The 14310-nt window shown below is 68.0% G+C and carries 12 protein-coding genes; 6 read left to right on the top strand and 6 right to left on the bottom strand.

The annotated features are described in order from the left end of the window. Positions 1–50: 50 nt before the first annotated feature. The 3 genes from rnr (at position 51) to V7067_RS08955 (ending at position 3488) form a co-directional block, all read left to right on the top strand. Positions 51–2342 (top strand): ribonuclease R, encoded by a 2292-nt coding sequence (gene rnr / locus V7067_RS08965; protein ID WP_334175552.1) that lies wholly within the window; start codon positions 51–53, stop codon positions 2340–2342. Then, on the top strand, positions 2339–2632 hold the full coding sequence (locus V7067_RS08960) for an acylphosphatase (protein ID WP_334175551.1): 294 nt from the start codon (positions 2339–2341) through the stop codon (positions 2630–2632). The genes rnr and V7067_RS08960 overlap by 4 nt, the downstream gene beginning before the upstream one ends. Before the next feature lie 136 nt (positions 2633–2768). Then, positions 2769–3488 (top strand): hypothetical protein, encoded by a 720-nt coding sequence (locus V7067_RS08955; protein ID WP_334175550.1) that lies wholly within the window; start codon positions 2769–2771, stop codon positions 3486–3488. A gap of 27 nt (positions 3489–3515) precedes the next feature. On the opposite strand, the gene lipB is transcribed toward V7067_RS08955, so the two are convergent. Both lipB and V7067_RS08945 read right to left on the bottom strand, forming a co-directional pair. Continuing rightward, positions 3516–4262 (bottom strand): lipoyl(octanoyl) transferase LipB, encoded by a 747-nt coding sequence (lipB, locus tag V7067_RS08950; protein WP_334175549.1) that lies wholly within the window; start codon positions 4260–4262, stop codon positions 3516–3518. Between the two features lie 433 nt (positions 4263–4695). Continuing rightward, positions 4696–5622 carry a methyltransferase domain-containing protein gene (locus V7067_RS08945; RefSeq protein WP_334175548.1) on the bottom strand — a complete coding sequence of 309 codons (927 nt, stop codon included), beginning with the start codon at positions 5620–5622 and terminating at the stop codon, positions 4696–4698. 305 nt (positions 5623–5927) lie between these two features. On the opposite strand from V7067_RS08945, the gene rpe reads away from it, so the two are divergent. Further along, positions 5928–6638, top strand: coding sequence for a ribulose-phosphate 3-epimerase (gene rpe / locus V7067_RS08940; protein WP_334175547.1), 711 nt, complete (start codon positions 5928–5930; stop codon positions 6636–6638). A 64-nt stretch (positions 6639–6702) separates the two neighbouring features. Beyond that, positions 6703–8016: an adenylosuccinate lyase gene (gene purB / locus V7067_RS08935; protein ID WP_334175546.1), complete on the top strand. Its 1314-nt coding sequence runs from the start codon at positions 6703–6705 to the stop codon at positions 8014–8016. 104 nt (positions 8017–8120) lie between these two features. Here the strand turns inward: purB and V7067_RS08930 are convergent, their stop codons facing one another. The 4 genes from V7067_RS08930 to V7067_RS08915 form a co-directional block, all read right to left on the bottom strand. Then, positions 8121–8945: an ABC transporter permease gene (locus V7067_RS08930; RefSeq protein WP_334175545.1), complete on the bottom strand. Its 825-nt coding sequence runs from the start codon at positions 8943–8945 to the stop codon at positions 8121–8123. 76 nt (positions 8946–9021) lie between these two features. Then, complete coding sequence (locus V7067_RS08925; RefSeq protein ID WP_334175544.1) at positions 9022–9951, bottom strand: ABC transporter permease subunit; 930 nt, start codon at positions 9949–9951, stop codon at positions 9022–9024. Positions 9952–10076: 125 nt separating this feature from the next. Then, positions 10077–11228 (bottom strand): polyamine ABC transporter ATP-binding protein, encoded by a 1152-nt coding sequence (gene potA, locus V7067_RS08920; RefSeq protein ID WP_334175543.1) that lies wholly within the window; start codon positions 11226–11228, stop codon positions 10077–10079. A 200-nt stretch (positions 11229–11428) separates the two neighbouring features. Then, positions 11429–12511 carry a polyamine ABC transporter substrate-binding protein gene (locus tag V7067_RS08915; protein ID WP_334175553.1) on the bottom strand — a complete coding sequence of 361 codons (1083 nt, stop codon included), beginning with the start codon at positions 12509–12511 and terminating at the stop codon, positions 11429–11431. A 396-nt stretch (positions 12512–12907) separates the two neighbouring features. Here V7067_RS08915 and V7067_RS08910 point away from each other — a divergent pair, with 396 nt between their 5' ends. Beyond that, positions 12908–13930 carry an adenylate/guanylate cyclase domain-containing protein gene (locus V7067_RS08910; RefSeq protein WP_334175542.1) on the top strand — a complete coding sequence of 341 codons (1023 nt, stop codon included), beginning with the start codon at positions 12908–12910 and terminating at the stop codon, positions 13928–13930. Positions 13931–14310 lie beyond the last annotated feature (380 nt).

The following is a 14310-nucleotide window of genomic DNA, read 5'->3' as shown; positions in this document are numbered from 1 at the left end:
GCCCGGTCGAAGAAGGCCGCGGCAGACGACGAGAACGAGGCAGGCTGACGATGGCATCTCCCCCCAAAGGCCGTGCCGAAGGGGAGTTTCCCTCCCGTCAGGAAATCCTCGCCTATCTGCGCGATCACCCCGGCGAGGCCGGCAAGCGCGAGCTTGCCCGTGCCTTCGGCATCCGGGGCGCAGCGCGCATTGCGCTGAAGCGCATGCTGAAGGATCTGGAGGCCGACGGGCTGGTGGAACGCCGCCGCGGCCGCCTGATCCAGCCGGGCGACCTGCCGCCGGTGATGGTGCTGGCCGTCGTGGAGCGCGACAGCGACGGCGAACTCGTCGGCGAGCCGGTGGCGTGGGAAGACGACCGCGGCCCCCGTCCGCGCATTCCGATCATGGCCGATCGCCGGCGCATCACCGGCCCCGCCCCGGGCATCGGCGACAAGGTGCTGGCGCGCCTTGCCGAGCCGCCGCCGGGTGTGGAGGCGGTGCGCGTCGGCCGGGTCATCAAGGTCATCGACCGGCGGGCCGATGCCGTGCTCGGCATCGTGCACATTCCGCCCGGCGCGCCCAACGCCCGCATCCTGCCGGTGGACAAGCGCCGCGCCCATGAGCTTGAGGTGGAGCCCGACGGCCTGAACGGCGCGCAGGAAGGCGATCTCGTTTCCGTCGTCGTCACGCGGGTCGGCCGTTTCGGCCTGCCGCGGGCGCGCGTTTCCGAACGTGTCGGCTCGTTCAACTCCGAACAGGCGGTCTCGATGATCGCCATCTATACCAACGGCATTCCTCACATTTTCCCGGCCGAGGTGCTGGCAGAGGCACAGGCGGCGCAGCCCGCCACCATGGCCGGCCGCGAGGACTGGCGGGCCCTGCCGCTCGTCACCATCGATCCGCCGGACGCCAAGGACCACGACGACGCCGTTCACGCCGAGCCGGACAACGGCGAGGAGAACCCCGGCGGCTGGATCGTGACCGTGGCGATTGCGGATGTGGCCTGTTATGTCCGCACCCGCTCCGCGCTGGACCGCGAGGCGCTGATCCGCGGCAACTCGGTCTATTTCCCCGACCGCGTGGTGCCGATGCTGCCGGAGCGCATCTCCAACGACCTGTGCTCGCTGAAAGAAAATGTCGACCGCCCGGCGCTGGCGGTGCGCATGGTGTTCGGCGCCGACGGCCGCAAGAAGAGCCACAGCTTCCACCGCATCATGATGCGCTCGGCGGCGCGGCTGGCCTATGCCGAGGCCCAGTCGGCGATCGACGGTTACCCCACCGACCGCACCGGCCCGATGCTGGAGCCGATCCTGAAGCCGCTGTGGGCCGCCTATGCGGTGCTGAAGCGCGGCCGCGATGCACGCGAGCCGCTCGACCTCGACCTGCCGGAGCGCAAGATCGTGCTGAAGAAGGACGGCACGGTCGACCGCGTCGTCGTTCCGGACCGGCTCGATGCCCATAAGCTCATTGAAGAATTTATGATTCAGGCCAACGTGGCGGCGGCGGAAACGCTGGAGCGCCACAAGACCGGCCTCGTCTACCGCATTCACGATGCGCCCTCGCAGGAAAAGACCGCCTCGCTGGGCGAGTTCCTGTCCACGCTCGATATCCGGCTGACGAAAAGCGGCAACATGCGGCCGGCGCAGTTCAACAACATCCTCGCGCGCGTGGCGGGCACGCCCAACGCCCACCTCGTCAACGAGGTGGTGCTGCGCTCGCAGAGTCAGGCGGAATATTCGCCGGTCAATATCGGCCACTTCGGCCTCAACCTGCGCCGCTATGCTCACTTCACGTCGCCGATCCGCCGCTATGCCGATCTCATCGTGCATCGCGGGCTGATCCGGGCGCTGCAACTGGGCGACGACGGGCTGACGAGCGAGCAGGAAACGAAGCTGGAGGCGATCGGGGCCGACATTTCCGCCACCGAGCGCCGGGCCATGGCGGCCGAGCGGGAAACCGTCGACCGGCTGATTGCGCTGTGGCTGGCCGACAAGGTGGGCGCGCGCTTCACCGGGCGCATCGGCGGCGTCACCAAGGCCGGCCTGTTCGTGACACTGGACGAGACCGGCGCGGATGGCTTCGTGCCGGCGGCGACCATCGGCACCGATTATTACCATTATGACGAGCCGAGCCGCTCGCTGATCGGCCGCGCCACGGGCGAGACCTTCCGTCTTGGCGATCCCATCGAGGTGCGGCTGGTGGAGGCGGCGCCGTTCGCCGGCGCGCTGCGCTTCGAGGTGCTGAGCGAGGGCACCCACGGCCCCCGCCCCGGCCCGGCGATGCTGGCGCGCACCGGCAAGCGCGGCCGCATGCATGCCCCGCGCGTGCCCGCCCGGCCACCGAAGCGGCCCGGCCGCTCATGAGTGCGGAGGACGGGGACCGCAGCGTCCGCGTGGTGGTGCAGGGCCGGGTGCAGGGCGTCGGCTATCGCGCCTGGTGCGCGCGCACGGCCCATTCGCTCGGCCTGTGCGGCTGGGTGCGCAACTGCCGCGACGGCAGCGTCGAGGCCGTGGTGGCCGGTCCCGGGGCCGGGGTCGGCACCTTCCTCGCGCTGGCCCGCACCGGGCCGCGGGCCGCGGCGGTCACAGCCGTGGAGGCCACGGACTGCCCGGCACCGGCCGAAGACGGCTTTTTCGTGCGCGAAACACTCTGACAGCAGGTTATTCTGGACAGCAGGTTATCCTGCGCGGGCGCTGCCCGGCGGCGCGGGTCATCCTGCGCGCGGGCCGCGCAGGGCGGCCTGCCGGCAAGGCATCGCAGGGCTGCAAGGTCTGACGGGAGGGCATGCCATGGGTTCCATCGTTGCCGGGCCGGGCGGCAGCGCCGGAAGGCTGTTTGTCGCCTGCCTGCTCGCCGGCTCTGCCCTTGCCGCCCCGGTGCTGGCCGAAGCCCCGCCGGCCTGGCCGGACACACCGCTCGCGCGCCTGTCCGCGCTGGCGCTGGTGCAGAGCCTCAATGCGGAACTGCTCAGCAACCCCAGCGCCACCCTCACGCTCGACCGCTGGTGCGCCAGCCACGCGCTGGCCCCGGCCGGCAGCAAGGTGGTGGCAGAGCGCATGGCGGGCGCCGAAAAGCCGGCCGGCCCGGATGTGCGCGCCGCCCTCGGCATCAGTGCCGGCGCCCCGGTGCGCTATCGCCGGGTGCGCCTGCGCTGCGGCCCGCGGGTGCTCTCCGAGGCCGATAACTGGTACCTGCCGGAGTTGCTGACGCCGGCGATGAACCGCGAACTGGACACCACCGACACCGCTTTCGGCCGCGTGGTGAAGCCGCTCGACTTCCGCCGCCGCACCCTTTCGGCAACGCTGCTGTGGCAGCCGATGCCGGCCGGCCGGGAAATGGGCGCCGCCGTGGCCGGCGCCGGCGGAACGCTGGAAATTCCGCCCTTCGTGCTGGAGCACCGCGCCGTGCTGACGCTGCCGGACGGCCGCGCCTTCAGCCTCGTCGTGGAGAGCTACACGCGCGACGTGCTGGCCTTTCCGCCGCCCGCCGCGGCGCAGCGACTGCCTTAAGGTCGATTATCAGAACAAAATAATATCCTATTGTTCTGAAATCTCTTTCTTAATTCTGTCAGGGGCGCGCAGCACCGTCGGCCCGAAGATATCCTCAAAGGCCGCGCGCAGGTTTGAATCGACCTCCGGCATAGTCACCGGCAGCCCGAGATCGACGAGGCTCGTCACCCCGTGGTCGCTGACCCCGCAGGGCACGATGCCGCCGAAATGGTCCAGTTCCGGCTCGACGTTGAGCGCGATGCCGTGAAAGCTGACCCAGCGGCGCACGCGGATGCCGATGGCGGCGATCTTGTCTTCCGCATCCGCGCCCTTTTCCGGCCGCCGCACCCACACCCCGACGCGGTCTTCGCGCCGCTCGCCGCGAACGTTGAAGCGCTCCAGCGTGTCGATCAGCCAGCCCTCCAGCGACGACACGAAGCTGCGCAGGTCGCGGCGGCGGCGCGTCAGATCCAGCATGACATAGGCGACGCGCTGGCCGGGGCCGTGATAGGTATATTGTCCGCCGCGACCGGCGGCGAACACCGGAAAGCGATCCGGCGCCAGCAGGTCGGCGGGATCGGCGCTGGTGCCGGCGGTATAAAGCGGCGGATGCTCCACCAGCCATACGCGCTCGGCCGCACGGCCGTCGGCGATGGCCGCGGCCCGCGCTTCCATCTCGGCCACGGCCTCCGGATAGGGCACGTAATCCTCCTCGATCACCCATTCCACCGGCGGCGCCTCGGCTGCCGCCGGCAGGAAGGTGGTCTCAAGGGCATCGCGCTCGATCGCCGACATGGCGGCACTCCACTTCAGGACAAAGTGCGGAACCGCGGCGCAAATCCGCCGCACGGCCGCTCGCGGCAGCCCGGCCGGCCAGCGGCCTGCTGCGCATTTGTCCAGATCCAGAACAACGTTCCGATAGTTCCCACAAAGCCCCGCCGGACGCCAATCCGAAGGCCCGGCCGCCGTCGACAGACCCGCGCGGCGCGCCATGAATATCGTGCATAGTCGTTTCAGATCAAAATATTAGACAGAATATTTTGGATACGACTTTAATTTTCGCACTTGCATCCGGAGCTGAACGGCTGACCCACAACGGCCCGGCCGGCTTGATTCGGCCCGCCGGCGGCAGGGCATGGGTGCGGCGACAGGACGTGCGACGGCAGGCCTCCCGTGCCGTCCCGGTCCCGAAACGCCCGGCTCCGGGCCCCGCCGCGGGTGCGGGGTTTCAGGCGCGGCGCAGCACCATCAGGTGCCCCATCACCGCTTCGCCGCGGTCCATCCGCAACGCAGCTTCCTCGTGAAGGACGACGGACAGTCCGGCCTCGCCGGCCACCTTCTCCAGATACCAGCGGGCGTGGGCGAAGCGCATGGAGGCCTGCAGCCGCCAGCCCTCGGCGAGATCGTCTTCGGCCCGCTCCACCGAAAACGCCAGAAGGCCGCCCGGCCCCAGCCGCGCCGCACTGCCCGCCAACACCGGCGACAGGTCGCCCAGATAGCACAGCACATCCGCCGCGGTGACGAGATCGTAAGGCCCGCCAACCGTCTCCAGATGCCGGACGATGTCGTTGACGGCGAGAGACTCATAAAGCCCCCGGGCGCCGGCCTGCGCGATCATGGCGGCCGAAAGGTCCACGCCCTCGATGCGCCCGGCGCCGTCCCGCATCGCCGCCGCCATCAGCCCGGTGCCGCAGCCGAGATCGAGCATACGGGCAAAAAAGCGCCCCGGATCCGCCCGGGCAATGAGGCCGGCAAGGCGCGGCGGCGTGGAATAGCCGAGGTCGTTGAGCAGCGCCGCCTCGAAGCGCGGGGCATATTCGTCGAAAAGCGCGCGCACATAGGCTGCGGGCGGGGCCGGCGGGGCCGCTTCGCCTTCCACCAGCGACAGCTTCAGCGTGGCGCCGTAGGGATCGGCCGGATCCAGCCGGATGGCGGTGCGCAGCGCCTCCGCCGCTCCCGGCCGGTCGCCCGCCTCCGCCAGCGCGCCGCCCAGTGCCGCCCAGCCGGCGGCCCAGTCGGGCGCCAGATCGAGCGCCTGACGGAACAGGTCGGCCGCGGCGGCGGTGTCGCCCTCGGCAAGCAGCGCCTCGGCATATTCAAAACGGCGGTCGGCGAGCAGATCGCCGGAAGAGCGGCTGAGCGGAGAGGCAGCCATTGCAGCACCTGCGGGGCAAGGCGGGGGCGCGGGATCGCGTTCCCGCATTAAGCCGCGCAGCGGCAATGCGCAACGGCTGTTTGCCACGGCGCGCGCGGCGTGCTACCGCGGCCGCGCGAGGCGCGTCGGGCTGGCCCGGCCGGCCCCGGAACCCGCGTGCGCCCCTGTGCGCAGAGCGAAAGCCTTCTGCGCCCCCGGCGCTCCGAACAAGCCTTTGCGCCCCGGCGCAGCGGCCCGTCTGCGCGCCCCTGCGCGCCAACCGACCGTGCCGCAGGCGGCGCGGTCCTCTCCCGCGGAGATCCGTGATGAGCGCTGCCCGCCTTTCTCCCACCGGCCTTCCCCCCGCCAGCCCTGCCCCCGCCCGCCCCGTGGTGATCGCCCCCTCCATTCTCTCTGCCGACTTCTCAAAGCTCGGCGAGGAAGTCCGCGCCATCGACGAGGCAGGCGCCGACTGGATCCATCTCGACGTGATGGACGGTCATTTCGTGCCCAACATCACCTTCGGGCCGGATGTGATCCGCTCGCTGCGCCGCCATTCGGCCAAGGTGTTCGATGCGCATCTGATGATCGCGCCGGCCGATCCCTATCTGGCGAACTTTGCCGATGCCGGTTGCGACATCATCACCGTGCATGCCGAGGCCGGGCCGCATCTCGACCGCTCGCTGCAGACCATCCGCAATCTCGGCAAGAAGGCCGGCGTCTCCATCGTGCCGTCGACGCCGGAAAGCGCGCTGGAATATGTGCTCGACCGCCTCGACCTCATCCTCGTCATGACGGTCAATCCCGGCTTCGGCGGTCAGGCCTTCATTCCGGCCATGGTGGAGAAGGTGCGCCGCCTGAAGGCGCTCATCGGCGACCGCCCCATCGATATCGAAATTGACGGCGGCGTGACGCCGGAAACCGCACCGCTGGTGCTGGCGGCCGGTGCCAACGCGCTGGTGGCGGGGTCCGCGGTGTTCCGCGGCGGCCCCGGCGAATATGCCGCCCGCATCGCCGCCCTGCGCCCTGCCGTCTGAGCCACCCCGCCCGCCCTTTTCCCGGCCGCTCTCCGGCCGCCCTCCGTTCGTCAGGAGTTCCACGATGATCCCGCGCTACAGCCGCCCGGAAATGACGGCCATCTGGTCGCCCGAGACCAAGTTCCGCATCTGGTTCGAGATCGAGGCCAATGCCTGCGATGCGCTGGCCGAACTGGGCGTGATCCCGGCTTCCGCCGCCGCCACCATCTGGGAGAAGGGCGGCGCGGCCGAATTCGATGTCGAGCGCATCGACACCATCGAGCGTGAGGTGAAGCACGATGTCATCGCCTTCCTCACCCATCTGGCGGAGTTCGTCGGGCCGGATGCCCGCTTCATCCATCAGGGCATGACCTCGTCGGACGTGCTCGATACCTGCCTCAACGTTCAGCTCGCCCGCGCCGCGGACCTGCTGCTGGCCGATATCGACCTGCTGCTGGCCGCCATCCGCCGCCGCGCCTTTGAGCACAAGATGACGCCGTGCATCGGCCGCAGCCACGGCATCCACGCCGAGCCGGTCACCTTCGGCCTGAAGATGGCCGAGGCCTATGCCGAGTTCACCCGCTGCCGCGAGCGTCTGGTCGCCGCGCGCCGCGAAGTGGCGACCTGCGCCATCTCCGGCGCCGTCGGCACCTTCGCCAACATCGATCCGGCGGTGGAAGAGCATGTGGCGAAGGCCATGGGCCTTGCCGTGGAGCCGGTTTCCACGCAGGTCATCCCGCGTGACCGGCACGCCATGTTCTTTGCCACCCTCGGCGTCATCGCCTCGTCGGTGGAGCGGCTGGCGGTGGAGATTCGCCACCTGCAGCGCACCGAGGTGCTGGAAGCGGAGGAATATTTCTCGCCCGGCCAGAAGGGCTCCTCGGCCATGCCGCACAAGCGCAACCCGGTGCTGAGCGAGAACCTGACCGGCCTCGCCCGCATGGTGCGCGCCTATGCCCTGCCCGCCATGGAGAACGTGGCGCTGTGGCACGAGCGCGACATCTCGCACTCGTCCGTGGAACGCATGATCGGCCCGGATGCCACGGTCACGCTCGATTTCGCGCTCGTGCGGCTGGCCGGCGTCGTCGACAAGCTGCTGGTCTATCCGGCGCGCATGGAAAAGAACCTCAACGCGCTGGGCGGCCTCGTCCATTCGCAGCGCGTGCTGCTGGCGCTGACCCAGAAGGGCTCCTCGCGCGAGGATGCCTACCGTCTGGTGCAGCGCAACGCCATGCCGGTGTGGGAGAAGGGCGGCGACTTCCTCGCCAATCTCAAGGCCGACAAGGACGTGAAGGCCTACCTGACCGACGGCGAACTGGAATCGCTGTTCGACCTCGGCTACCACCTGAAGCACGTCGACACCATCTTCCGCCGCGTGTTCGGCAGCACGGAAGCCTGAGGCACGCCGGCCGGAAACCGGCCTGAAAACAAGGGCGGCAGACCACCGGGTCTGCCGCCCTTTTTCGTTGTGCCCCGATCTTCGCCGGCCCGGACTTTACCGGCTCAGCGGCCGGCGGCCGCCATGCGCTCCGCCCGCACCCGCTCCGCTTCCGCGCGCTTCATCTGCAACGAGGCGATGATCACGCCGACGGTGACGATGGCGATGAGGATGGTGCAGGCGGCGTTGATATCCGGCGAAACGCCGAGGCGCACCTGACTGTAGATCTTGATCGGCAGCGTGGTGGCGCCCGGGCCGGTGGTGAAGCTCGCAATCACCAGATCGTCGAGCGACAGCGTGAAGGCCAGCACCCAGCCCGACAGCACCGCCGGCAGGATCAGCGGCAGCGTGACGGCGAAGAACGTCTTCACCGGCGGGCAGCCGAGATCGAGGGCGGCTTCCTCAAGCGTGCGGTCGAAGGTGACGAGGCGCGACTGCACCACCACGGCCACGTAGCACATGGTGAAGGTGATGTGCGCGATGGTCATCGTCCAGAAGCCGCGGGAGAAATCCAGCGCCACGAACAGCAGCAGCATCGACAGGCCGAGGATGACTTCCGGCAGCACCAGCGGCGCCGACAGCATGCCGGAAAACAGGCTGCGGCCCCAGAAGCGGCCGGCGCGCACCATGGTGATGGCCGCCATGGTGCCGAGCACGGTGGCCACCGTGGCCGAAAGCAGCGCCAGCCGGATGGTGACCCACGCGGCATCGATCAGCTGCTTGTTCTGCCACAGCGCCACGTACCACTTGACCGACCATCCCTCCCAGATCGCCACGTTGCGGCCGGCGTTGAAGGAATAGATCACCAGCAGCACGATCGGCAGATAGAGGAAGGCAAAGCCGAGCGTGATGGAAACGAGATTGAACAGGCTTGGTCCGCGGCTGTTCATCGGCGTGCCCCCCGGCTCTGTCCGGCTTTGTCCCGCCCGGCTCCGGTTGCGGCGTTGTCGCGGTTCGGCCCCGTCATCATACCCGCTCCTGCATCTTGGCCTGATGGTTCTGGAACAGCACGATCGGCACGACCAGAATGACGAGCAGCACCACCGCCACCGCAGAGGCCACCGGCCAGTCGCGGTTATTGAAGAACTCGTTCCACATCGTGCGGCCGATCATCAGCGTGTCGGAACCGCCGAGCAGATCCGGGATGACGAACTCGCCGACGGTCGGGATGAAGACGAGGAACGAACCGGCGATCACCCCCGGCAGCGACAGCGGGAAGGTGATGGTCCAGAACGCCTTGATCGGCGGGCAGCCGAGGTCGGCGGCCGCTTCCAGCAACGTGCCGTCCATTTTTTCCAGCGCGGAATAGAGCGGCAGCACCATGAACGGCAGGTAGGAATAGACGATACCGATATAGACCGCGGTGGTGGTCGACAGGATCACCAGCGGGTGCGCGGGATCGACCAGCCCCACCCAGATCAGCACCTTGTTCAGCAGCCCCTCGCGCGAAAGGATGCCGATCCACGCATAGACGCGGATCAGGAACGAGGTCCAGAACGGCAGGATCACCAGCATCAGCAGCAGCGGCCGCCACTCGCGCTTGGCGCACGCCATGCCATAGGCGATGGGATAGCCGATGATCAGCAGCATGACGGTGGAGGTAAAGGCGATCCACACGCTGTTGATGTAGGAGCGCCAGTAAAGGTCGTCCGAGGTCAGAAACACATAGGTATCGAACGAAAGTTCCCCCAGCCGTTTCCATGTTTCCGACAGCGGGTCGGCGAACAGGTTGAACACGGGCGTGTAGGGAGGCATCGAGATCGCGGTCTGCGAGAACGAGATCCGCAGCACGATCAGGAACGGGATCAGAAAGAAAATCAGCATCCAGGCAAAGGGGATCGCCGTCACGATCCAGCGCCCTCGCCCCTTGCCCGATTTGGGATTGCTATCCGCCATGGCCGGTCTCCCCCGGAAAACGCGCACGAACCGCTTCAGCCCGTCCGCCCAGCAAGGTCTCGCCTCAAGGTCTCGCCGCATCACCAGGCCGCGGGCGGGCGCCGGCAGGCGCTGCCCGCGCCCGGTCAGCGCGTCAGCACCACGCCGGCATCCCGGTCCCAGGTGAGCCAGACCGTGTCTTCCCATGTGATCGGCCGCTCGACCGACCGGCGCGCATTGATGACCGAGGCCCGCACCGTGCGCCCGTCGGACAGCCGCACATGATAGACGGAGAGATCGCCGAGATAGCCGATATCCCAGACCTGTCCCTGCACCGTGTTGGCGGCGGAATCGGCCGGCGGCTCCAGTGCGATGCGCACCTTTTCCGGCCGCACCGCGAAGGCGACCTCGGTGCCGATTTCGGCGGTTACCGGCTGGCTGGAATCCACCGTCAGCTCAACCGCCGGCACACTGATGCGCACGCCGCCCGGCGCCTGGGCAACGAGCGGGCCGGAGAACACGTTCACGTCGCCGATGAACTCGGCCACATAGCGGGTGGCCGGCTGCTCGTAGATCTGCGAGGGCGGCGCGATCTGGATGCAGGCGCCCTTGTCCATCACGGCGATGCGATCGGCCACCGTCATGGCCTCTTCCTGATCGTGGGTAACGATGAGGAAGGTCATGCCGAGCTGCATCTGCAGGTCGATCAGCTCGAACTGCGTCTCCTCGCGCAGCTTCTTGTCGAGGGCGCCGAGCGGCTCGTCGAGCAGCAGCACCTTGGGCCGCTTGGCGACGGAGCGCGCCAGCGCCACGCGCTGACGCTGGCCGCCGGAAAGCTGGTGCGGCTTGCGCCGGGCGAACTGCGTCAGCTTGACGAGCTTCAGCACCTCTTCCACGCGGGTTGCGATATCGGCCTTCGCCATGCCGTCCTGCTTCAGGCCGAAGGCGATGTTCTGTTCCACCGTCATGTGCGGAAACAGCGCATAGGACTGGAACATCATGTTGACCGGCCGGCGATAGGGCGGCACGCCCTTCAGCGGCTTGCCATCCAGAAACACATCGCCCTCGGTCGGGTCTTCAAAGCCCGCCAGCATGCGCATCAGCGTGGTCTTGCCGCAGCCGGAAGGCCCGAGCAGGGCGAAGAACTCGCGCTCGTAGATCTTCAGCGTCAGGTTCTCAACGGCCACGAAATCGCCGAACCGCTTGGTGACGTTGCGGAACTCGATGAAGGGCGTCTTCGTGGGGTCATCCCAGGGCGCAAAGGTGCGCCGGACCGTGCCAATTGCCTGCTTCGCCACCGAGAATCCCCCTCTGAACGCGGGCCTGCGCCGCCTGCCCGCACCGGCCCGGCGGCCGTGCCCGCCTGCCCGGCTGCACCGGAAAACTGCCTGAAACAAACGGGCCCGGCCCGACCGGCTGCCCGGAATAAAAAAACGGGGTCGCAACCGAAAAAAGGGGCCGGCAAATGCCCGGCCCCTTCCTCAACCGCCGGCGTGCCTTACTTGCCGCCGCTCTTGACCGAGGTCCAAACCCGGTTCAGCACGCGCTGAGAGGCCGGGGGATAGGGGGTGACCACGTAGAGCTTCTTCAGAACCTCCGCCGGCGGGTAGATCGCCGGATCGTCGAGAATCTGCTTGTTGATGAACTTCTGCGACGCCTCGTTACCGTTGGCGTAGAAGATGAAGTCCGACGCCTTGGCGATCACTTCCGGCGTCTGGATGAAGTTGATGAACTCCATCGCCTCCTTCGGATGCGGCGCATCGGCGGGCACGGCCATCTGGTCCACCCACAGGTGCGCGCCTTCCTTCGGGATCACATAGGCGATGTCATTGCCGTTCTTGGCCTCGATCGCCCGGTTGCGCGACTGGAACACATCGCCGGAATAACCGACGGCCACGCAGATGTCGCCGTTGGCGAGCGCGTTGATATATTCGGACGAATGGAACTTCTGGATATAGGGCCGCACCTTCATCCACAGTTCGCCGGCCTTCTGCAGGTCTTCCGGCTTCTTGGAATCGGGATCGAGGCCCAGATAGTTCAGCGCCGCCGGGATGGTATCGTCGGCCGCATCCAGCACCTGAATGCCGCACGGCGCGAGCTTGGCTGCAACGGCGGGGTCGAAGATCAGCGCCCACGAATCCTTGGGCGCATCGGGGGCCAGCTGCTCGACCTTGGCCTTGTTGTAGCCAATGCCGACCGTGCCCCACATGTAGTTGACGGAATATTCGTTCCCCGGATCGAAGATCGCAGCTTCCTTCTGGATCTCCGGCCACATGTACTTCAGGTTCGGGATCGCTTCCTTGTCGATCTTCCGGAACACGCCCGCCTGAATCTGGCGGCCGAGGAAGGTGCCCGAGGGCACCACGACATCGTAGCCCGAGCCGCCGGACAGCAGCTTGGTCTCCAGAATGTCATTCGAATCGAACACGTCGTAGACGACCTTGATGCCGGTCTTCGCCGTGAAATCGGTCAGAATCTGCGGATCGATATAGTCGGACCAGTTGTAGACGTTGACCACGCGCTCCTGCGCGCTCGCCGGCAGCGCAGCCCCGGTGAGCGCCAGCGCGGCCACGGCCGCCATCAGTCCCGGCCCGAAACTTCCCTGTGCCCGCATTCGCTGTTCTCCGCTGTTTGCACGGCCCCGCCGCGCAGCTCGCCCTTATGGACGGGCAGGTTAGAGGTGATCGCGACCGCCCTCAACTCCCCCCGCACGCAATTTGCTGCATTCGACATCATGCCGAAGGATGTTGCATTGCCGTGACGCCGAACCCGTCACACCCCGCCGCTGCACGCCGCCGCCGCGCGCGGCCATGCCGCCGGCGAAGGCGGCCGGCCGGCGGTGGCCGCGCCGCACCACAATCGCGCTTTGATCTGCGCACACAGTCCGCTAGAGGGAAAGCGGGCCGGCCGGCGGCACCCGCGGCCACGGGGCCGGGGCACAGGCCGGTTTCCGGCACTCTTGCGGGAGTTCACGGCCATGCGCCGGCGCACACTGCTTCGCCTCCGCACCGTCGGCGTCGTGGCGCTGGCCACAGCCTCCATCGGCTCCATCACCGCCCTGGCTTACCGGGGCGATATGCCGCGTTCCATCCTGGCGGGCGCATTTGCCGGCGCGCTGTCCGGCGTGCTGCTGACGCTTTTGGAAATGGCCATCAACAGCCGCTCCGGCGCCGCCACCCGGCGCCTGCCGTTCACGGTGCTGCTGCTCGGCCGCGGCGTGGTCTACGGCATCGTCGTGCCGGTGGTGGACCGGGCGTGCGTGTTCCTCATTTCCGGCCACGACGTGCCGTGGCGGTTCGATATCGCGCTGTCGTTCGTGCTGGCCACCGCCTTCAACTTCGTGTTCCTCACCCGGCGCCACATCGGCAGCGCGATGTTCGCCAACCTCATCACCGGGCGCTACCACCAGCCGCGCAGCGAGCGCCGGCTGGTGATGTTTCTGGACCTGAAGCACTCCACCAAAACCGCCGAGGAGATCGGCGACCGCGCCTTCCTGAATCTGCTCAATGACATCTTCTTCGATGTCGGCGAGGTGATCAGCGAGTTCCGCGGCGAGATCTACCGCTATGTCGGCGACGAGGTGATCGCCACCTGGACGCTGCGCTCGCCGCTCAGCGGGCCGATGTGCCGCGACTGCGCCGTTGCGGTGCAGCACGTTCTGGCGACGCACACCGATTTTTATCGTCAGCACTATGGCTTCGAACCCCGCATGCGGTGCGCCATCCATGCCGGCGGTCTGGTGGTGGGCGAGGTCGGCGATGCCAAGCGCGAGATCATGCTGCTCGGCGACACGATGAACACCGCCGCGCGCATCGAGGGGATCTGCCGCTCAAGCGGGCACGACATCGTTGCCTCCGGGCCGGCGCTGAGCCTGATGCAGCCGCTGCCGCCGGGGCTTTCGGTCACCGCCCTCGGGGCCGTGGAACTGCGCGGCCGCAAGGCGCCGCTGCCGTTGTTTGCCCTTGAAAAGCGGCCGGCCGCGGAAGCCGGTTTTGCCTGAAGGCCCCCCGGCCGGCGGCAGCCGGCGGCGCGATGCCGCTGTCTGCACGCGATAAAATAGCGTGCGGGGCCCCTAGGCCCGGCAAAAAGGCCTCGCTAAGATGGCTGCGGCGGGCCCTGAAGGCGGGGTCAGGTCGCGGGCAGAACGAGACAACGGGTGCCCGGCAAAGCCCCGTTACGGTTCTCTGCGTGTCTCGCACGGCCCTCCGGCCCGCCGAGCAAAAACCACGTCAGGTGAACCCAGCATGTCGAAAAAGAAGAAGCTCGAACGCGATGTCGGAGAGGGCCGCGGCGTCGCCTCGCTCGAGGAAGCCGAGAACTGGCTGTCCGAGCGCGGTCTTCAGGATATCGAGTGCATCGTTCCCGATCAGGCTGGCGTGG

This window comes from Pseudoxanthobacter sp. (assembly GCF_036822375.1).
Lineage (GTDB): Bacteria > Pseudomonadota > Alphaproteobacteria > Rhizobiales > Segnochrobactraceae > Pseudoxanthobacter.
This window is presented reverse-complemented; position numbering and strand designations above follow the sequence as displayed.

Coding starts and splice junctions, on each gene's coding strand:
- rnr (WP_334175552.1), top strand. CDS start 51: ATGGCATCTCCCCCCAAAGGCCGTGCCGAAGGGGAGTTTCCCTCCCGT.
- rpe (WP_334175547.1), top strand. CDS start 5,928: ATGAGCGCTGCCCGCCTTTCTCCCACCGGCCTTCCCCCCGCCAGCCCT.
- V7067_RS08945 (WP_334175548.1), bottom strand. CDS start 5,622: ATGGCTGCCTCTCCGCTCAGCCGCTCTTCCGGCGATCTGCTCGCCGAC.
- V7067_RS08930 (WP_334175545.1), bottom strand. CDS start 8,945: ATGAACAGCCGCGGACCAAGCCTGTTCAATCTCGTTTCCATCACGCTC.
- lipB (WP_334175549.1), bottom strand. CDS start 4,262: ATGTCGGCGATCGAGCGCGATGCCCTTGAGACCACCTTCCTGCCGGCG.
- V7067_RS08915 (WP_334175553.1), bottom strand. CDS start 12,511: ATGGCGGCCGTGGCCGCGCTGGCGCTCACCGGGGCTGCGCTGCCGGCG.
- V7067_RS08960 (WP_334175551.1), top strand. CDS start 2,339: ATGAGTGCGGAGGACGGGGACCGCAGCGTCCGCGTGGTGGTGCAGGGC.
- V7067_RS08925 (WP_334175544.1), bottom strand. CDS start 9,951: ATGGCGGATAGCAATCCCAAATCGGGCAAGGGGCGAGGGCGCTGGATC.
- V7067_RS08955 (WP_334175550.1), top strand. CDS start 2,769: ATGGGTTCCATCGTTGCCGGGCCGGGCGGCAGCGCCGGAAGGCTGTTT.
- purB (WP_334175546.1), top strand. CDS start 6,703: ATGATCCCGCGCTACAGCCGCCCGGAAATGACGGCCATCTGGTCGCCC.
- V7067_RS08910 (WP_334175542.1), top strand. CDS start 12,908: ATGCGCCGGCGCACACTGCTTCGCCTCCGCACCGTCGGCGTCGTGGCG.